This is a genomic window from Helicobacter pylori (genome assembly GCF_014498195.1).
GTDB lineage: Bacteria > Campylobacterota > Campylobacteria > Campylobacterales > Helicobacteraceae > Helicobacter > Helicobacter pylori_DO.
This window is the reverse complement of record NZ_JACTGH010000012.1, coordinates 17,475-36,481: the sequence shown is the minus strand read 5'-3', so window position 1 is coordinate 36,481 and position 19,007 is coordinate 17,475. Positions and strand designations below refer to the sequence as shown.

Here is a 19,007-nt window from a genome sequence, read left to right as displayed (position 1 = left end):
CCCCTTTTTAAAGTTTTTAAGCCATTTTCATGTGCATGTCAATAAAAGTGGCTTGATGGATTAAAGCCCCTACGCTAATGGCATCCACGCCGCTTTTAGCGTAAGCGTTGATGCTCTCTAGTGAAATGTTCCCGCTCGCTTCTAGTAAAACAAAGGGATAATGCGTATCTCTATAAGCGGCAATTTCTTTCGTCTCTAAAACGCTCAAATTATCGCACATCACAATATCCGCTCCCGCATTCATGGCGTTTTTGGCCTCTTCAAAGCTCTCGCATTCAATTTCAATTTTAGCCGTGAAAGGCAAGTTTTTTCTGGCATGCGTTAAAAAGCTTTTTAAATCTTTCACATGCTTTAAATGCGTGTCTTTAAGCATTAAAGCGTCATCTAGTCCTAATCGGTGGTTGCTCGCTCCCCCATTAAGCACGGAATATTTTTCAAAAATCCTTAAAAGGGGTCTCGTTTTTCTCGTGTCCAACAAACGCACTTTATGAGAATTTAAAGCTTCTACAAAACGGCTCGTTAAAGTGGCGATCCCGCTGCTGTGTTGCAACAGGTTTAAAAGGGTGCGCTCAACCTTTAAAAGCATGCTAAAATCCCCCCTAATCTCCATTAAGGTGTCTTTAGGCTTGAAGCGTTCTTTATCTTTAATGGTTTGAACGCATTCAATGCCGGTCATTTCCAACAACTCTAAAGCGTATTTTTCGCCTGAAAACACGCCCTCTTGTTTAGCCCTAACAAAAGCCGTGGCTTTAAAATCTTTTTCTAACACCCTTTCAAACAAATCCCCATGCCCTAAATCTTCTTTTAAAGCACATTCTAAAAAGGTTTTTACCTCCATTAGGACAACTCCATCATTTTAGTTAAAGCGAGTTTGGCTAAACGCGCCACCTCATCTTTTAATTCAATCGTATTGTAAGCCCTGTGGTTTTTATAGGCTTTTAAGACTTCAAACAAATCTTTTAAAGTCGTTTCATTCATGGTAGGACAAAGTGCAAGCGTGCTAGAAAGAATGAAAGTGTTTTGATGGTTGCGCTTGGCTTTCAAGCGGTTGACTAAATGGCTTTCAGTGCCTATGGCGACTTTTTGATCGGGGCTTAGCTTTTCTACAAATTCTATGATTTGACTCGTTGATCCGCTAAAATCAGCATTTTGAACTACGCTAGGCTCACACTCTGGATGGACAGCGATTAAAATATCCGGGTATTTTTGGCGGTAAAATTCAATGTCTTCTAATTTGAAAAGCTGATGCACCGAACAAAAGCCGTTATAACAAACCACATCAGCGTTTTTAATTTCTTCTTTGCTGTTTGCACCCAAAATTGCGCTTTTTAAGCCGTTTTCTAGGGCTAGATTTTCCCCCAAGCATTTATCCGGTAGAAAAAAGATTTTTTTATTTTGTTTTAAAGCGTGATTAAAGATTTTAGAAGCGTTGCGGCTCGTGCAAACCACGCCACCATCTTTAGCGACTTTGGCTTTCACTTCAGCGTTAGAATTGATATAAGTGATAGGGTAAAATTCTTTAACGCCGTATTCTTTTAATGAATGAACGCTTCTATCGTAGTAATGACTATCAATCATTCTTGCCATAGAGCAGCATGAGAGTTTGGGCATGATCACTTGTTTTTCAAAGGCTAGGGCTTTCACGCTCTCACCCATAAAATGCACCCCGCAAAACACGATGAGGTTTTTATCGCTCTGGCTTGCGATTTTGGCTAATTCCAAGCTATCGCCTGTATGATGAGCCAACTCTACAATTTCATCTTTTTGGTAAAAATGAGCCACTAAAAGCGCGTCTAAATCGCGCAACAATTCCACAATAGAAGTTTTTAAATCGTTATCAGTTGGCATGAAATTCCCCTATACTTTCCCCAAACTTCACGCTTTTTTCTTTCAAATCTTTAAAAGCGGTGTTTTGAACAAATAAAACGATAGTAGAGCCCATTTCAAAATTCCCTAAATTATCCCCCTTTTTGATTTTAATGGGGGGGTTATAAGAGTAGGTTTGCGTGAAACGGGCTTTAGCGTTAGTTTGGATATTCTTATCAAAATTAAAACGCATTTTACCCACATTTAACGCTCCCACCGCTACAAAATACAACCTATTGCCTTGAATGTCTTTTGCAACAAGCACCACCCTTTCATTGCCCACAAACAAATTTTTGTTTTTGTGTAATGAGGGCTTATTGACTGGTAGTAATTTCCCCGCAAAATAACGAGCTTCTAAAATTTCTAAATCGCAAGGGGCGTGGTAGTGGTGGTAATCTTTGGGCGAAAGGTAAAAATTCGCATAGAAAAAAGAAGGGCTTAAAGGGTTGATTTCGCCCACTAATTCATGCGCTTTATAGGGCATGCCTTTAATTTGTAAAGCGGTATCATTGTCTAAACAAGCGCATTCGGTGATTAAAGCGTCGCAAGGTGCAATGCAAATATTAGGGGCTTTGTCAAAGGGCCGTTCTTTTTTTAAAGAGCGCGTGAAAAGGGCGTTCAAACTCCTATAATTTTCTAAAGGCTCAAACTCGCTCAAATCGATTTTAAAGATCTTAACATAAAGAGCGTTGATGCTTTTTTGGATAAAAGAAGGGAATTTATAGCCAGCCACAGAGCCAAAAACCCTTGAAAGAGCGTTGCTTAAAGCTACCATTTTAACCCTGCCATGTTCAATATAAATTCCACCTCGCCCTTACTCACTTTAAATTCTTTAGAAATAGAATCCACGCTATAACCCTCTTGATACATTTTCAAAACCTGTTTTTCATTGATCTCATCGCTAGCAGCATAATGCCCCATGTCTTTGAATTTGTTTTCTAAAGTAATGATTTTTTCTTCTAAATAATCGCGCTCTTTGTCCATGGATTTTTGGATTTCTTGCAACTGGCTATAAAGGTGCGAAAGAGTCGTTTTTAATGAGCTGTCCTCTTTAGCGCTCTTTTCTAAAGAAAGGCCTTCCAAACGCCCCTCTAATTCTTTCAAACGCTTAGAATAGATATAATTTTCTTGATAGGATTCGTCTAAGGTTTTTTCTAAACGCCTCATTTTATGGTAAAACTCTTTTTCTTTAAGATATAAATACCCCACCAAGCACACCAACACCAATAAAATCGCCCCTAAAACGACCATAAACAAATCATTAGAAGATAACATGATTGCTCCCATTCATAATTTCAAGCCTTTTCTTTCGCTATTAACAATGAAAGAATCATAACGCTTGATGTCTAAGGCGTGCATGCGAGTGATTTCTAAAAAATCTTTATCCCTTGCCACGCCAAAAAAAGCTAGGATTTTCCCTTCTAACACGCAACGCCCATAATAAGTTTGAGGCGCTATCAGGCTTTGTTTTTTTAGGCAAACTAGCCCATGCCCTAAAGCGATGATGCGGTTATTTTGCTCCAATTCAAGCAGGTTTTCTTTTAAAAGCAGGCTCTCTAATTTTTCTAATTTAAAATACAGCGCTTTGAGCAATTCCAGAGTGTCATTTTCAACATTCAAGCGTGAAAAATCAAAGCCAGAATTTAACCAATCAAATTCTTCTAATACCGCTAAAGAGCGTTTACTTTTAGAGATAAACCTTTCATAAGAGAACGATAAATCGCACTGGACTAAGCGCGTTTCAAACCCTAAAGCTTGGGATCTTAAAACCAACTCATGCATGCTTAAACCCCACATCAAGGACGATAAAAATAAAAAACACCACCCCCAAATAGCCATTGCTCACAAAAAAAGCTTTAGGAATGTTTTTATAATCTCTGGCCACTAAGATCTGCTCATAGAGTAAAATCAAGGCTGAAACCCCTAATCCCAAATACGCAAAAAGCCCCCCATGATAGCACCTCACAAAACAAAGCCAACACATTAGCGCCACAAAGTGTGAGAGCCTTGAAAGGTTCAAGCACCATTTTTCCCCTAATTTACTAGGAATGGAAAACAAGCCTCTCTCTTTATCAAACTCCATATCCTGTAAAGAATAGAGCAAATCAAACCCAGCCACCCACAGCATCACCCCTAAAGCCAAAAAGACATTCCATAAAGGAATATCCCCTAAAACCGCCACGCTTCCCGCAATGGGGGCCAAACCCAAAGCCAAACCCACGACAAAATGCGCCAAAGAAGAAAAGCGCTTGAAATACGAATACCCCCCTAAAATGATTAAAAAAGGTAACGAAAGCTTGAAAGCTAAAGGGTTAATGAAATAACTCACCCCCACGAATAAAAGAGCGTTTAAAGCACTAAAAACCACCATGCCTTTAACGCTGATCCTGCCATCCACGCTCGGGCGGTTTTTCGTCCTTGGGTTATCCTTATCAATATCTCTATCCACCAAGCGGTTAAACCCCATAGCGAAGTTTCTCGCCCCTAATAAGGCTAAAAAACAAAGGATTAAGGTTTCTAACCCAAAAAAGAGCGTTTGATTTTTTTGATAGGAGCTTATGACCATAGCCATGAGTAAAAACATGCTAGAAAATATCGTATGCTCTAATGCGACCAATTCGCTTAAAGCTTTGATTTGGTGCGTGATTTTTTTAAGCAATTATTTGATCCCTAATAAAATGACTTTTCTAACCCACAATTGAACTAGGCATTATAATATATTGATAGCAACAATACAAGAAAAAGCCCATGCTCAAAACATTCATGCTTAAATAAACTTTAAAAAAACGCGCGCTTAGAATCGTTAAAAATAAATGCGCCCCTAAAAGCCATAAGGGTGAAGAAACCGAAATCGTGGGGATTGTTAAAGGCATGCTTAAAAAATGATCCAACAAAGACCCTAAACCCACCGCATGCAAGAACAAACTCAAAGGGAAAAACACGATAAAAATCAAGCCTAAAGGAATGCTAAAAAGCTGGTAGGGCGAAAACATAGGGAAAAAGGCATGTGCAATAATGAGCATGTTCAAAAACACTAACACGCTTAAAGCAATCGCTTGAAACGATCGCTTGAAAAAAGAAGAATCTTTAAAAAAAATTTGAGTGTGTTTTAAAAATAAAAAGATATACCACACCCCACAAACAGAAAGCAAAAACCCCACGCTAAAAAGCAATTTAGGGAGTAACGCTATGGCGATACAGCACGCTAAAATCAAAAGTTTAAAACTTAGGATCCTTACCCCAAAAAAGCATGCCAAAAACCCTAATAAGCCCATTAAAAACGCCCTGAAAAAAGAGGGTAAAAAATCTAATAGCAATAAATACCCCAGCAAAAAAACCCACACCAAAACCCCTATATCATAAAAAGCGTTCCTGTAAGGGAAATAGCGTTTTTGTAAGGGGGTATAAAAAAGCGAAAAAAGGAAATACACGCTCATGCTTAAAATCCCCAAATGGAACCCGCTAATGGCTAGTAAGTGGTTGATCCCTAGCGCGTTGGCTTTGTCTCTTAAATCCTTATTCAAGCTATCCCCTATAAATAACGCGCGATACAAATTACCCACTAAAGCGTTGGAATGAGCGCTATCAATGAAATGGCGCAAACGCGATTTGAAATCTTGTTTTCGCGTTAAAGAAAAAGAATAAGTTTGAAAAAAGCATGATTTTAGAGACTCTAAGAACGAACAAGATTTGATTTTGCCAAAAAATTGCGCATGGCGGTATTGGAGGTTTTTTAAAGGCTCTTTAATGGTGGTGTAAAAGATCATGCCCTTTGATTGGAGTTTTAAAACAAAATAGGTTTTTTGATCTTTAGTTTTAGGGTATTGCAACAAGATTTGAGCGTTCAGGCTTGTAGGTTTTGAAAAATCAAGCTTTTGGTGATTCAAGTATTCTAAATAAAGATTGATTGCCAACAAAAGGCTTAAAACAACCCCACACCATAAGTATTCTTTGGGGGTTGCAAGAAGTTCAAACGCCCCCTGAAAGGTTTTGTCTTTCAAGTTGTGGGTATTTCAAATTTAGTTTCTTGCCCCTCTTCTAAATGGGAATCTATGGGCATGTCTTCATAGCGCGTGAAAGGAGCGTTAAAGCGCGTATAAACCGTTCCTGTAGCCCCATTCCTGTTTTTAGCCACGATGATTTCAGCTTCTTCAATACTGCCATTTTGTTTGTGGATACGCCTTTCTTCATTAACTTTTAAATGCAACTCTTGCGCCTCTTCAATTTTGCCTTCTTTTTTGAGCTTGTCTATTTTGTTGTCTTCAGCCCTCATTTGATAGATATAGCCTCTATATAAAAATAAAACAATATCAGCGTCCTGTTCAATCCCTCCGCTGTCTTTAATATCCGAAAGAATGGGCCGTTTATCGTCTCGATTTTCCAGACTGCGGTTGAGTTGGACTAGTGCTATGATAGGGATTTCTAATTCTCTGGCTAAAGTTTTAAGCTCCCTTGAAATTTCAGCGATTTGCTCATGGCGTTCTTTAGTGGCTTTGCTCCCTGACATGAGTTGCAAATAATCAATAAAAGCGATACCCAATTCCTTGTGTTGGGATTTAAGCTTTCGCAGTTGCAAGCGGATTTGCTCTATCCTCACATAACTTTTATCGTAGAAAAAGAGTTTTTTGCAAGAAAGGTGATCGTAGCATTTGGCTAAATTTTCCCATTGATCATCATCAAGCCTCCCGCTCTCTAAATCATGCATGTTAATAGAAGTGAGATCCGATAACGCCCTTAAAGCGAGTTGCTCCGCAGACATTTCCAAACTAAAAACCGCTACCCCCCTATCGTCATTGAGTGCAGCTAAGACCATGTTCATCATCAAACTGGTTTTACCCATAGACGGCCTTGCCCCTATAATGACTAAACTCCCCTTATTAAAACCGCTCGTATAATTATCCAACTGGACAAAGCCAGTCGGTATGCCAGTAACTTCCAAACTCCCTTTTCTTTGGTTTTCTGTAATGAGATCCATTGCGCTTTCAAGCACTTCTTTAATGCTCCTAAAGCCCTCTATGGTGCTGCCATTCAATAACGCATAGACTTCTCGCTCCACAGCGCCTAAAATATCGCTGGATTTTTGCGCGCTTTCTAGGGCTTGCTCTCTAATGGTGTTAGCCAAGCCAAAAAGTTTTCGTTTAATGGAAGCGTTTTTAATCTCTTCCACATAGGCTTCAATATTATCTATGGGGCTTGTCGCAAAAATAGCGACCAGATCCTCTTCTTTGATTTGCTTGTCTTTAGGCATTTTTTGGCGGATAAAATTCTCATCAATGGGGCAATCTTCTTCATGCAGTTTTAAAGCGATTTCAAAAAATAAGCCGTTAGGCGGGTAGTAAAAATCGCTAGGCTCTAAAACGCTATGGACCTCTTCAATCTTATGATTGGCCAACACAATGCCTGAAAGCACGATCCTTTCAATGTTTTGCAATTGCTGCAAATGCTTTAAATGATCCATTTTTATCCTTTTATAATCGTTTGATCTTTTCTATCAAATCTAGGGGCGTTAAAGCGTAATTATTCTTAAATTCTAAACCCGCTAGAGCGTGCGCTAGGCTTGCGTTAATAGCGGCGTCTAAAGGCGTGTAGTTTTGAGAAAGCAAGCTTAAAATAAGCCCCGCTAACACATCGCCACTGCCTGCTTTGGCTAAAGCCACGCTCCCTAAATTGTTGATAAAAGTTCGCCCTTGATGAGCGATTAGGGTATTAGCCCCTTTTAAAAGCAAAACCACCTTGGGGTATTTTTGAGAAAAATCCCTTGCGATTTCTAGTTTATTGTCTAGTAATTCTAGCATGCTTATATTGATCCCCACTGATTTCAATAACGATAAAAACTCTTTAGGGTGAGGGGTTAAGATCACTTCTTTTTCTAAGGCTTGTAACACTTCTTTATGATAAAAAACGCCCGCATCTAAAACGCATGGGGCCAATTCAAGCCACTTCTTAAAATCCTTTGGAATATTCTCTAAACCCATGCCAAGAGCGAACGCGCTCAAGAAGTTAGGGAAATTTTCACAAAAAACCAATTCTAAAGGCTTGTTATTAGAAGTTATCTCGCATTCTAACGCTTGAATACTCACCACCCCAGATCCAAAACTTAATGCGCTTAAAGCGCTCAATAACCCCGCCCCACTATGCTTGCCTAAAAGAACATGCACATGCCCGTAATCGCCTTTATGAGCGTTTTTTCTATCCCTTAAGGGCAGTTTCAAATCGCTTTTTTCTAGTAAAAAAGTGTCCGTTGGGATCTCATAGATTTGATTAAAAACCCCTAAATGCCCCACCTTCAATTCCCCTACATAGTCTTTAGCCCTATCGCTTAATAAGCATGATTTGATAGCACCCATGCTGATAGTCGTATCCGCTTTAAACGCTCCCTTATCCACCCTGCCTTTAGAATCGATCCCGCTAGGAATGTCGCAAGCGATTTTAAAGCACGCTTTTTGAGAAAGGCTTTCAAAGTTTAAAAACGGCTCTAATTCGCCCTTAAAAGCGCTCCCTACCACGCAATCCACTAAAACATCGCATTCTAAATCTTCATTCTTTTCTTCCCATGTTTTGATGACTACCCCCACTTTTTTAGCCCTTTCTTTTTGCAATTGGCACATGGGGCTTTTGGCTAATTTCATTTCAAAAACTAGCACTCTAAAACGCCCCACTAAACGCCTGGCTAGAGCATAGCCATCGCCCCCATTATCCCCGCTCCCACAAAGGATAATGACTTTAGCGCCTAAAGAAGCGTTTTGTAAAACCGCCCTTTCTAAAGCCATCGCGGCGTTTTCCATTAAAATGTCTTCGCTTAAAAGCCATTCTTCAATCGCCCTTTTGTCTAGAGCATTCACTTTTTCATACACTGAAAGCATCTTTATCCTTGAAAATGAATACAGAACGAATTTTCGTAAAACGATCCTTTTAAAGAGGGTTCGCTATGAATTTCTAAACGCATTTTATACTTTTCGCACACTTTTTTCACTAAATCTAACCCTATACCATAGCCCAACACGCTAGAATTGAAACGCACATAACGAACGCTTAATTCGGTGATCTTGTCTTTAGGGATTTCATACCCTAAATTTTTCACTTTCAAAAACGCATGCGTTAGCTCTATGTGGATATACCCATGCATGACGCTGTATTTGATTGCGTTCATGAGCAAATTGCTATAAAGCGAAAGGAAATCCTGCTCTTTAGCCTTAAATTCCACTCCCACTAGATCGCTTTTAAATTCCAGCTTGTGGTAGTCTATCATCTCGCTAAAAAGCGTGTTTTCTTTGATAATCAGGGCTTTTAAATCTAAAAGCATAAGGGATTCGCGCTCAATATCTTGCATCACCAAATACGAAAGCGAGCGGTATAAAAAACTCATGCGCTGGATAGCGATTTTAATGCGGCGGTGTTGTTGGCTGTCTTCTAAGGTTTTTAACGACAAGACTAAAGCGCTCATGGGGGTGTTTAATTCATGCGTGGTGTTTTTTAAAAAATGATCGATGCGAATGATTTCATTCCTAATGGGTTTTAAAAACAAACGCCCCAAAAACACAGAAACCCCTATCACGCATAAAAACGCTACGACAAACACTAAAACAATATTACGACACAAAGAAGAAAAATGAAGGGGTTTAGAATTTTTAAAAAGCATTTTAGCCACGCCTAAGTGGGCGAAAGTTTCATCGCTAAACAGGTAATATTCCCCCTTAAAACTAAAAAAGCCCGCCTCTTTATGGTTTTTAATCAAATCCGCGCTTTCAGGGATATTAGAATATAAAACACGCTTTTTGCTATCAAAAAGGGCTATGGAAGCGTCTTTATAGCGTGAAATGAGAGCGTTTAAAGCGTTGTGGTAATCCCCATGCGTTTGCATGTGCAAGGCAATTACTTCGCCAGCGATCTTAGAAGCCATTTTGTCCATGTCCATGCGTATCATTTTGATTTTTTCGTTTTTTTCATAGTTAAACGCTAAAACGCTAATCACTAGCATTAACACAAACGAAGAGCCTAAATAAGTCCCTAAAAAAAGTTTGAGGGATTTTTTTTCATAGTGGGTTAAAGCGATAGCCCACCCCCTTATGCGTTTCTATGCAATCTTTACCTAAAAGCTTGCGCAACACTTTAATGTAAGTGCGCAAGGTGGAATCATCAATCGCTTGTTCCCATAAATTGTTTTCTAGCGCTTGAGAGCTAATGATTTGCCCTTTATGCTCTAAAAAGTATTCTAAAAGTTGGGCGGTTTTGGGCGCTAAGATTTCCTTTTTCCCTTTAATATCCAAAGCGTGTTGGTGATAAAAAATGTTAGGCATGATTTCTATGGGATCATCATTGAAAAACCTTTTAATACGTGCTTCCAATTCGTCCAAATCAAAAGGCTTTTTCAAATAATCGCTCGCTCCCAAATTAAAAGCGTTTTTTAAGGTAGCGTTATCCTGTAAGGCGGTGATAAAAATCACAGGCGTAGAGATTAAAAAATCGTTTTTGATGCGCTTGAACAATTCCAAACTATTCATTTCAGGCACTTGCACGTCTAAAAGCAAGAGGTTAAAACGCTCAACCGAGAGCCTTTCATAAGCCTCTTTCCCATTAAAAGCGCAAAACACTTCATAGCCTAAATGCTCCAAAAATTCCTTAACGCTCTCGCTTAAAAGGTAATCGTCTTCTAGTAAAAAAATCTTTTTTTGCATGGGGGTATTGTAGCGCTAATTCTATAGCCTTTATGCCAAAAGCGGTTATGAAAAACGCTCCCTTAAAAAAGACACCGCTTTATTTTATCAGCCGTTTTTAGAATGCAATAAATCTTTATTGTATTCCAACATGACATTTTGTAAATCAAGTTTATATAACACATTTTCAATATAAGTAAAATAAAGGCTTTCTTGTTCTTCTTTTAAGCCTTTAGATAAAACCACATCGCAATTTTCAAAATACAAACAAAGATGTTTATTTTGCGTTTGAGATATCTTCGCATGGTTAAAAGCGTCAATATAGATTAAGTTTTCCCATTTATCCAAAAGATCAAACTCTTCTATAGAGCGAGCCAAACATAAAGGCACAATATGGTGCAACTCAAAGCCCTTTTCTTTTTTTACGCCATGTTTTTCAAAATAAAGGGCTTTTTCTTTAATGGAGCGTTTGAGCTTTTTATCGTTTTGTTTGTTTTCTTCATTGAGCGTTTTTAAAATAAGCCTCTCTTTATTGGTTTCAAAAAACACGCTTTGTTCTAGCAAGCTAAAAATTTGTTGGGCTTGATTTTTCCAATTATGATAGTCTCTCTTGTCTAACTTATTCCCATTAAAATGGTTAGGATTGCAATAGTCTTGCACTAACTCTTTTAATTTTTCTTTTTGGATACGGCTTAAACTCCTATATTCTCTAACATATTCCATAATTTCACTTCTAGTAAAATTTTCAATATTTAAAAATGTAACAAAAAACATCATTTCTTCAATGTCTAAATAATGATTTTCAAGCTCTATCATCACCTCTCTACATTCTGCCCCAAAACCTTGTAAAAGATTTTCTAAAGCTTGCGTGTAACAAAAATTTTTTCTTAACAAATCCTGCGCGTTTAAAAATTCTACAGCTAAGGGAGTTAAACTGATATATTTAATATTGCTTTGGATGTAGGGGTTTGTAGATTCCTTATTTTTATTGTAGCGTTCAATCAACCCCATTCTATGCATATCTACAAAAAGATTTTTTCTCAAGCTATCTTGAGTTACTTGATTCTTTTTTCTTAAATTGTCTTGAGCTATTTCAGACTTGCAGATATTATCCACCACTTTTGCATAAACCTCTTCGCCTATGATATTGCTAGGGCGTTTGCTCATATCGGTGGTGCGGATTTGTAAAAAATCCTCTCCCACTTCATTAAAAATAGCTTGAATGATGGTTTTAATCTTATTTTGATCGTAACGATTGTGTTGGGATAAGTGTAAGCCCCTATAATCAGAGCTTTTTATGCGATTAGCTAAGAATTTCAAACACTCTTTACTAGGGTCAAGCTGTGTGATTTCTAGCAAAATTTCTTCTAATTTTGGCATGTTAAATATCCTTTTTTATTCGCATTTATTATACCTAAACATTTCCAAACTCTCATGCACATATTCAGCATGGCTCTCACACCCTATAAAATTACGCTCCAAACTTTTAGCTACTAAGCTAGTCATGCCACTGCCGCTAAACAAATCTAAAATCAAATCGTTTTTGTGAGAGCTAGCCTTTATCATGCGTTCAATGAGCGCTTTAGGTTTAATGCTGGGGTGTTTGGGCTTAAGGATTTTACCCTTCTCTTTTTCAACATGCCTTTGTGAAGTGATTTCCCACACATCAAGGCATAATTTACCCTTAGGGTTGGGGAACCAGCGTTTGTTGTTTTTTAAAATCCCCTTACTTTGAGCATGTTTGATGCGTTCGGTGGATTCATAAGCGATGCGAATCTCATCGGCATTAAAGGTATAGTTTTTCTTGTGCATGCTATAAAATAAAATGCTTTCTTGCGCATGGTTATAACGCTTTTTGGCGTTGGCAAACCCATCTTTTTTAACCCAAGTGATAAAATTTAAAAAATGCACTTTTTTATGGCGCAAATACGCTAAAAATAAAGCGCAATTAAAAGGGGTATTAAAGATATAAAAACTCCCTGTGTCTTTGAGTTTGGGTAGCATTTTATCAATCCAAGTGTAAGAAAATGTTAAAAACTCTTCATCGTTTTTAAAACTATCCCATGAAGCAATTTTAAGATTGTAAGGAGGATCAATAATGGCTAAATCAACGCTTTTATCTTCTAATTTGTCTAAAAATGTGAAAACATCTTCTATATAAATCTTATTCAAAATCAAACAAGTTTCCTAATTTTTGCTCAATCAAGGGCTTATAATTTTCATAGAGTTCATAACCTATAAAATTTCTTTTTAAAAGTTTTGCTTCTCTTAAGGTTGTCCCGCTCCCGCTAAATGGATCTAGCACCACATCGCCCACGCAACTATACAATCTAATCAAACGCCTTGCTAATTCAGCCGGCATTAAAGCCGCATGCTTACCAAAAGCAATATCGTTTTTATTAGGGATTGGAATTTCCCAAATTTGTTTGGTAAATTCCACCCATTCCTCTTGAGTCAATTGGCTTTGTTCTTTTTGCTCTTCTGTGGGTTGTTTGGGCTTGCCATCTTTGACAAACACGCCGATAAATTCTATAGTATTTTGCGCATAAAAATTTCTAGGATAAGGGTAGCTCCCAAACATCAATCTTTTAGTGGGATTTGCGCGTTTCCAAATATAGACATCTAGTAAGAACATTTTAGGCTTGTTTTCTAGCGTGTTGTTTAAATCATGCAAAATGGAGTGCTGAATATCAGCATGCAAATCAAAGATATGGCGGTTGTAGTGCGTGTTTAAAACCTTTTTAAGCATGGGCATTAAAGGCACATTGATGCATAACTTACCATTGGGTTTTAGCGCTCTGTAGCACTCAAGCCAAACTTTTAAAAGACCTAAAAGATAATCTTCATATTTTTCTAACGCCCCTAAATCTTCAACATGTTGGGCTGAATGCTGTAAATCTTGTGTGCCATTTTTCGTGTAATCTTTGATGTTGAAATAAGGCGGGCTTGTGATGATCAAATCCACGCTATTATCTGGAACTTCATGCATGTTGGTGCTGCTGTGATAAAACACTTTATTGATATTCAATCTTATTTTTACCTTTTATTAAATTCCAATGGGTTTTGTATGAAAGAATTTTACAATGAAATAGGGGTGTTTTAAAAAAATGAGTCAGTCAAGATAATCTAAAATTTCAATAAGCCAATCTCCCTAACGCTCTCGCTCAAAAGGTAATCGTCTTCTAGTAAAAAAATCTTTTTTTGCATGGGGGTATTGTAGCGCTTAATTAAAGGGCTTTGTTATAATACTTTTCATGTTTTTAAGGAGCGTGATAATGAAAACGAACGAAGCGCAATTTTATGAAGTTTTAGAAAACCTTTTCATAGGCGTTAAGGTTGAAGACCAGCCAGAAAACCTTTTAGATCCTAGCCCTAAAGCGGTGAAAAATGGCATGGTCAACCTCATGAAAGCTAAAAGCCAGTATTACCACCATAAAAAACAAGAATTAAAAAAACTCATTGATTCAAAATGCCAAAATAATAACGATCTCAAAGAAGAATTGTTTGACAAACTCTATAGCTTTTTCAAGCGTTATTTCAGCGCTAATGGAGGGATTTATTTCAACGACACGCCCCTTTATGACAGCCTTTATACCAAAAGCGATTATGAAAAATGCTCCCTCAAAAAAGACACCGCTTTATTTTATAAAACCAAAGATCTTTATTACGTAAAAAGCGAAACGAACTATAAGGATTTTTGCTTTGAATTAGAAAACATTCTTTTTAATTTTGACACTTCTTTACTAGAGAGCAAAAAATATAATGAAAAAATAGATTTAGTCTTTAATCTAAAAGATACAGACACAAAAACTAACACCCTAAATTTTAGCGTTACGCTCAGTAGCAAGGGGAATCAAACTAAAGTGAATGAAATCCTCAAAGAATGCTCCAATCAAAGCGTCAAACTTGATGAAGAAATTTTAAAAAAAGCGTTTGTAAAATTCAAAAAGCAAGGCAACATGGATTATTTTATTCATAAAAACGCGCTAGGGTTTTTAAAAGAGCAGTTGGATTTGTATCTGTTTGAATACCTTTTTAAAGAAATGACTGCATTTGATGCTAAACGCCTGAATGAGATCAACACCATTAAGGAAGTGGCGTTGCAAGTGATTGTATTAGTGAGCGAATTTGAAAACGAACTCTGTAAGATTTGGAACAAACCTCGTTTTGTATTAAACTCGCATTTCATCGTGAGCTTAGACAAACTCAAAGCTAAAAACTACGATTTGAACAAGATCACAAGCCACCCAAACTACCCCAAACAAGTTAAAGAATGGCAAGACTTGAATCTAAAAATTACAGACAATCTTTTAGAAAATGAGTTTTTGCCCCTAGACACCCTCTATTTTAAAGATTTAGAAGAAGAGATTAAAAGCTTATTCAGTGAAAATGAAATCAACGGCACGCTCATTAAAAGCGAAAACTACCAAGCCCTAAACTCTCTCAAAAACCGCTATAAAGAAACAATTGATTGCATTTATATTGATCCGCCCTTTAATACCGGCAGCGATTTTGTTTACATAGATAGGTTTCAAGATAGCACATGGCTAAGCCTTATGCATAACCGCTTGCAACTCGCTTATGATTTTTTAAGCTCTCAAGGGAGCTTCTATTTACATTTGGATAACAATGCGAATTATTTGGGGCGTATGCTACTCAATGATATTTTTGGTAAAGAAAATTTTAGGAATGAGATAATTTGGTATTACTCTAATAAAATGGCAAATAGTGGCAATAGTTTTGCTAAAAACACCGAAACAATTTTAAATTATTCTAAAAATGAAGAATATATATTTTATAGACAAAAAGAGCCACGAAGTGAGCCAGTTCTTTTAAGCAAGCGAGAAGGGCGAGATGGTAAAAATATGAGAGCAAGAGATGAAAATGGTAAGGTTATTTATGAATTATCTCATGAACGCTATGTGGATACTTTATGGAATATACCTATCATTGGCTCTACTTCAACAGAAAGGGTAAAAAACAATGAAAATCTAACCCAAAAACCGGAAAAATTGCTAGAAAGGATAATCCAAGCGAGCAGTAACGAAAACTCTATCGTTTTAGATTTTTTCGCTGGGAGTGGGACGACTTGCGCGGTGGCGCACAAGCTTAAGAGAAAGTATATCGGTGTTGAAATGGGGGAGCATTTTGAGCGTGTGATTTTGCCCAGGCTTAAAAAGGTCATCGGCGGTTTTAAAAGCGGCGCGGCTAAAGAATTTAATAAAGGTGGGGTAGTCAAAGTTTATGAATTAGAAAGCTATGAAGAGATTTTAAGAAAAATCAAGTATGAAGACAACGACAAACCCCTAGCTTATGATGAACAATACAGCGATTTAGTGGGATGCAAAAACGAATCTTACACGCTCAATATAGAAGCGCTAGAAAACATGGGCGTGGATATTAAAGAGACTTTGGAAAATTTATGGGGGCTGAAAGTGGAGTTTTTTGATGAAAGGGTGGTGAAATTTAAAGGGAATGATAAAGAAATAGAGATTTTAAAAGCCTTAAAAGAAGCGCTCATTTGGTAAGGAGGCATAATGGCAAAGAAAAAAGATTTAACAACCCATAATGAAATTTTTGTCGCGCAAAAACTCGCTGAAGATGAATTGAACACTAACGAGATTAACGAGCCATTAGAAAGGCTAGACTTTAAAAGCTTTGATAGCAATAAGGAGCTTTTAGATTACCAACAGCAAGCTTTGATTAACGCTTTTAGAATGCTTGTCGCTTATTTTAAGGATTTCAAAGGAAGTAAAAAAGAATTTTACGCGTTTTATCAAGAGCATTATCCATTCGCTAATTGCGATTTTACTAACAAAAAACTCAATCATTTGTTAAAGAGCTACTTTAAGGTGGAAAATCAGCGCGTGAGTTTTGAAAATTTTATCAACCGCTTAGCCTTTTACATGGCTACAGGGAGCGGTAAAACGATTGTCATTATCAAACTTGTAGAGCTTTTAAGCGTGGCTATGGGAATGGGTTTAATCCCTAAGAAAAATATCATGTTTTTTAGCGCCAATGAAAATTTGATCAAGCAATTTGAAAAAGAAATTGAAAAATACAACCGGGGTAAGGACTTTTCCAAGCAAATTGATTTCAAAAACCTTAAAGAGGTTACCCATAAAGATTTCCATCGCGCTCCAAAAGATTTCTTTGAAAAAATCGCTCTTTTTTATTACCGCGCGGATTTGATGAATGATGAAGAAAGCAAGGAAAACCTTTTAAATTATAAGGATTATTGGGATAATGGGGAAAATTATGTGATTTTAGATGAAGCGCACAAGGGAAACAAGTCTGAGAGCAAAAGACAGGCTATCTTTAGTCTGCTGTCTTTAAAAGGGTTTTTATTCAATTTCAGTGCCACTTTCACCGAAGAAAGCGATCTCATCACTTCGGTGTATAATTTGAGCGTGGGCGAGTGGGTGAAGCTTGGCTATGGTAAAGAATCTGTTTTATTGAAGAAAAACAACTTAAACGCTTTTAAGGAATTGAAAGATTTAAACGATAGGGAAAAAGAAATCGCTCTTTTAAAAGCGTTATTGCTTTTAGGCATGCAAAAACGCTATAAAACAGAAGGCTATTTTCATGACCCTTTAATGCTCGTGTTCACGCATTCTGTGAATGTGGAAAACAGCGATGCGGAAATCTTTTTTAAAACTTTAGCGCGCGTGATTGAAAATAACGATGAGAGCGATTTTAGAAAAGCTGAAGAAGATTTATTAGAGGAATTAAAGAATCCGGAATTTCTTTTTAGCGGCAGCAAAGATAAAGACTATAAGGTTAAGGTTTTTAAAGAGGGTTTAAAGAGCATGGATTTTAAAGGCTTAAAAGAAGAAGTTTTTTATGCTAATAGCGGGCATATTGAAGTGATTATTAACCCTAAAAACAACCAAGAAATCGCTTTCAAACTCAACACAAGCGATAAAGTCTTTTGCTTGATTAAAATAGGCGATATTACAGAATGGATTTGTGAAAAATTAAAGAGCGTGAAGGTGGTGAGCAAGAATTTAAGCTTTAAAGAAGAGAGCTATTTCAGTCAGATTGACAAGAGCAGTATCAATATCTTAGTGGGGTCTCGCACTTTTGAAACCGGGTGGGATAGCACAAGGCCTAGCGTGATTTTATTTTTAAATATAGGGCTTGATGATGACGCTAAAAAGCTGGTGAAACAATCTTTTGGCAGAGGCGTAAGGATTGAAAGCGTCAAAAACCAACGCCAAAGGTTAGCGTATTTAGAAATAGATGAAGCCATTAAAGAAAACTTGAAGCCAAACGCCGCAATGCTAGAAACGCTTTTTGTGATACCCACTAACCATGCAAGCCTTGAAGCGATTTTAAAGATCCAAAAAGAGAGCGAAAATAGGGGTGAGAGTAGAGGTTCTTGGCGTGAAATCAAATTAGAAAAAACGCCCATAAAACACGCATTATTCGTGCCTTGCTACCGCAAAGAACCAACAAGCGTTCTTGAACTTCCTGAAAGCGCTTCGTTTAAAATGAGCGAAAAAAATTTTAAGGATTTAAAAGAGTATTTTAATTTGATGAGCGAAAAGCATTTCATTTTAAAGCATGAAATTTATGACCCCAAAGATTACGAGCAGTTAAAAAAAATGATACAAAAAGCGCATTTTAAAAAGGTATCAACTTGGCATTATAAAGATTTAGATTACATGATTTCTGAAATTAAAGGCAAGCTATACCCTAATCAAAAAGTGCCTAAAGACGAGTTTAACGCCCTAGATAATGAGAAAATCGTGCATTTTAAAAGGATTAAAGTTAAGGCGGATAAGGAAGAAGCATTGATTAAAACCATCCAAGAAGTGAAAGAGCATGCGCCTTTGGATAAAGAAACTTTAAGAAAAAAAATCGCGCAAGGCGAGATCGATCCTTATGATACAGACAAACACAAACAAGACAAAACCTTTAAAGTTGGTGATGCAGAGCTGTTAAAGCTCAAAGAGCATTACTACACCCCTTTAATTAAAGCCAAAAACTGCGATTGGCTTAAGCATGTGGTTAAAGTAAAGAGCGAGAGCGATTTTTTAGAAGAGTTGTTAAAGATTACCGAAACGCTTCAAGAAAACTATGATTTTTGGGCGTTCAGCAAGATTGATGAACACTTAGACAATTTGTTTATCCCTTATTTCAACAACGCTGCAGAAAGGCGCTTTTTCCCTGATTTTATCTTTTGGCTTCAAAAGGGCGATACGCAGATCATTTGTTTCATTGATCCTAAAGGGACTAAAATTGCTGAATACGAACATAAAGCAGATGCGTATAAACTTTTTAAAGATAAAATTTTTAACCCTAAAAACGATCCCAATCTCAAAATCAAAGTGGTTTTAAAATTTTATGGGGATAAGGATGGTGTGGGGGAGCGTTATAGGGATCTTTGGATTGAAAAAGGGAAACTAGAATATTTTTTTCTGGATTTAAACAATTAGCCTGATTTCATTGAAAGGGGTTAAAAATGCGCTTGAATAGCCTTGA

General features: G+C 37.2%; 16 protein-coding genes. 2 read left to right on the top strand and 14 right to left on the bottom strand.

Annotated features, from left to right (window positions below):
* Nucleotides 1–16: 16 nt before the first annotated feature.
* The 14 genes from nadC to H7N67_RS06420 all read right to left on the bottom strand — a co-directional run bounded on the left by nadC (nucleotide 17) and on the right by H7N67_RS06420 (nucleotide 13,548).
* On the bottom strand, nucleotides 17–838 hold the full coding sequence (gene nadC / locus H7N67_RS06485) for a carboxylating nicotinate-nucleotide diphosphorylase (protein ID WP_187939429.1): 822 nt from the start codon (nucleotides 836–838) through the stop codon (nucleotides 17–19).
* The gene (nadA, locus tag H7N67_RS06480; RefSeq protein WP_187939428.1) at nucleotides 838–1,848 is read right to left on the bottom strand and encodes a quinolinate synthase NadA; all 1,011 of its coding nucleotides are present in this window, start codon (nucleotides 1,846–1,848) and stop codon (nucleotides 838–840) included. Before nadA ends, nadC begins: the two co-directional genes overlap by 1 nt.
* Nucleotides 1,838–2,641, bottom strand: coding sequence for a phosphatidylserine decarboxylase (locus tag H7N67_RS06475; RefSeq protein WP_187939427.1), 804 nt, complete (start codon nucleotides 2,639–2,641; stop codon nucleotides 1,838–1,840). The genes nadA and H7N67_RS06475 overlap by 11 nt, the downstream gene beginning before the upstream one ends.
* A complete protein-coding gene (locus H7N67_RS06470; RefSeq protein ID WP_000953098.1) occupies nucleotides 2,635–3,141 on the bottom strand; it encodes a DUF6115 domain-containing protein in 507 nt (168 codons plus the stop codon). Before H7N67_RS06470 ends, H7N67_RS06475 begins: the two co-directional genes overlap by 7 nt.
* 12 nt (nucleotides 3,142–3,153) lie before the next feature.
* A complete protein-coding gene (locus H7N67_RS06465; protein ID WP_025445760.1) occupies nucleotides 3,154–3,648 on the bottom strand; it encodes a hypothetical protein in 495 nt (164 codons plus the stop codon).
* Nucleotides 3,641–4,483: a menaquinone biosynthesis prenyltransferase MqnP gene (gene mqnP / locus H7N67_RS06460; protein WP_232263030.1), complete on the bottom strand. Its 843-nt coding sequence runs from the start codon at nucleotides 4,481–4,483 to the stop codon at nucleotides 3,641–3,643. Before mqnP ends, H7N67_RS06465 begins: the two co-directional genes overlap by 8 nt.
* 70 nt (nucleotides 4,484–4,553) lie before the next feature.
* Nucleotides 4,554–5,867, bottom strand: a complete 1,314-nt coding sequence (locus tag H7N67_RS06455; RefSeq protein WP_187939425.1) for a ComEC/Rec2 family competence protein — start codon at nucleotides 5,865–5,867, stop codon at nucleotides 4,554–4,556.
* Complete coding sequence (locus H7N67_RS06450; RefSeq protein ID WP_187939424.1) at nucleotides 5,864–7,324, bottom strand: replicative DNA helicase; 1,461 nt, start codon at nucleotides 7,322–7,324, stop codon at nucleotides 5,864–5,866. The genes H7N67_RS06455 and H7N67_RS06450 overlap by 4 nt, the downstream gene beginning before the upstream one ends.
* A 10-nt stretch (nucleotides 7,325–7,334) precedes the next feature.
* Nucleotides 7,335–8,729: an NAD(P)H-hydrate dehydratase gene (locus H7N67_RS06445; RefSeq protein ID WP_187939423.1), complete on the bottom strand. Its 1,395-nt coding sequence runs from the start codon at nucleotides 8,727–8,729 to the stop codon at nucleotides 7,335–7,337.
* A 2-nt stretch (nucleotides 8,730–8,731) separates the two neighbouring features.
* On the bottom strand, nucleotides 8,732–9,934 hold the full coding sequence (crdS, locus tag H7N67_RS06440; protein WP_187939439.1) for a copper-sensing histidine kinase CrdS: 1,203 nt from the start codon (nucleotides 9,932–9,934) through the stop codon (nucleotides 8,732–8,734).
* Complete coding sequence (gene crdR / locus H7N67_RS06435; RefSeq protein WP_187939422.1) at nucleotides 9,900–10,541, bottom strand: copper response regulator transcription factor CrdR; 642 nt, start codon at nucleotides 10,539–10,541, stop codon at nucleotides 9,900–9,902. Before crdR ends, crdS begins: the two co-directional genes overlap by 35 nt.
* 87 nt (nucleotides 10,542–10,628) lie before the next feature.
* On the bottom strand, nucleotides 10,629–11,900 hold the full coding sequence (locus tag H7N67_RS06430) for a restriction endonuclease subunit R (RefSeq protein WP_187939421.1): 1,272 nt from the start codon (nucleotides 11,898–11,900) through the stop codon (nucleotides 10,629–10,631).
* Nucleotides 11,901–11,915: 15 nt separating this feature from the next.
* Nucleotides 11,916–12,698 (bottom strand): site-specific DNA-methyltransferase, encoded by a 783-nt coding sequence (locus H7N67_RS06425; protein WP_187939420.1) that lies wholly within the window; start codon nucleotides 12,696–12,698, stop codon nucleotides 11,916–11,918.
* Complete coding sequence (locus H7N67_RS06420) at nucleotides 12,685–13,548, bottom strand: DNA-methyltransferase (protein ID WP_120814808.1); 864 nt, start codon at nucleotides 13,546–13,548, stop codon at nucleotides 12,685–12,687. Before H7N67_RS06420 ends, H7N67_RS06425 begins: the two co-directional genes overlap by 14 nt.
* A gap of 247 nt (nucleotides 13,549–13,795) precedes the next feature.
* Between H7N67_RS06420 and H7N67_RS06415 the strand changes: the two genes are divergently transcribed.
* Together H7N67_RS06415 and H7N67_RS06410 are read left to right on the top strand one after the other, a co-directional pair.
* Complete coding sequence (locus H7N67_RS06415; protein WP_187939419.1) at nucleotides 13,796–16,048, top strand: site-specific DNA-methyltransferase; 2,253 nt, start codon at nucleotides 13,796–13,798, stop codon at nucleotides 16,046–16,048.
* A gap of 9 nt (nucleotides 16,049–16,057) precedes the next feature.
* Entirely contained in the window at nucleotides 16,058–18,961 is a 2,904-nt protein-coding gene (locus tag H7N67_RS06410; protein WP_187939418.1) for a DEAD/DEAH box helicase family protein, read from the top strand.
* Nucleotides 18,962–19,007: the final 46 nt, after the last annotated feature.

Excerpts from the sequence above, each read along its gene's own strand:
- H7N67_RS06470 (WP_000953098.1), bottom strand. The coding sequence starts at position 3,141 with ATGTTATCTTCTAATGATTTGTTTATGGTCGTTTTAGGGGCGATTTTA.
- H7N67_RS06415 (WP_187939419.1), top strand. The coding sequence starts at position 13,796 with ATGAAAACGAACGAAGCGCAATTTTATGAAGTTTTAGAAAACCTTTTC.
- H7N67_RS06410 (WP_187939418.1), top strand. The coding sequence starts at position 16,058 with ATGGCAAAGAAAAAAGATTTAACAACCCATAATGAAATTTTTGTCGCG.
- nadA (WP_187939428.1), bottom strand. The coding sequence starts at position 1,848 with ATGCCAACTGATAACGATTTAAAAACTTCTATTGTGGAATTGTTGCGC.
- H7N67_RS06450 (WP_187939424.1), bottom strand. The coding sequence starts at position 7,324 with ATGGATCATTTAAAGCATTTGCAGCAATTGCAAAACATTGAAAGGATC.
- H7N67_RS06475 (WP_187939427.1), bottom strand. The coding sequence starts at position 2,641 with ATGGTAGCTTTAAGCAACGCTCTTTCAAGGGTTTTTGGCTCTGTGGCT.
- H7N67_RS06465 (WP_025445760.1), bottom strand. The coding sequence starts at position 3,648 with ATGCATGAGTTGGTTTTAAGATCCCAAGCTTTAGGGTTTGAAACGCGC.
- H7N67_RS06430 (WP_187939421.1), bottom strand. The coding sequence starts at position 11,900 with ATGCCAAAATTAGAAGAAATTTTGCTAGAAATCACACAGCTTGACCCT.
- nadC (WP_187939429.1), bottom strand. The coding sequence starts at position 838 with ATGGAGGTAAAAACCTTTTTAGAATGTGCTTTAAAAGAAGATTTAGGG.
- crdR (WP_187939422.1), bottom strand. The coding sequence starts at position 10,541 with ATGCAAAAAAAGATTTTTTTACTAGAAGACGATTACCTTTTAAGCGAG.
- H7N67_RS06445 (WP_187939423.1), bottom strand. The coding sequence starts at position 8,729 with ATGCTTTCAGTGTATGAAAAAGTGAATGCTCTAGACAAAAGGGCGATT.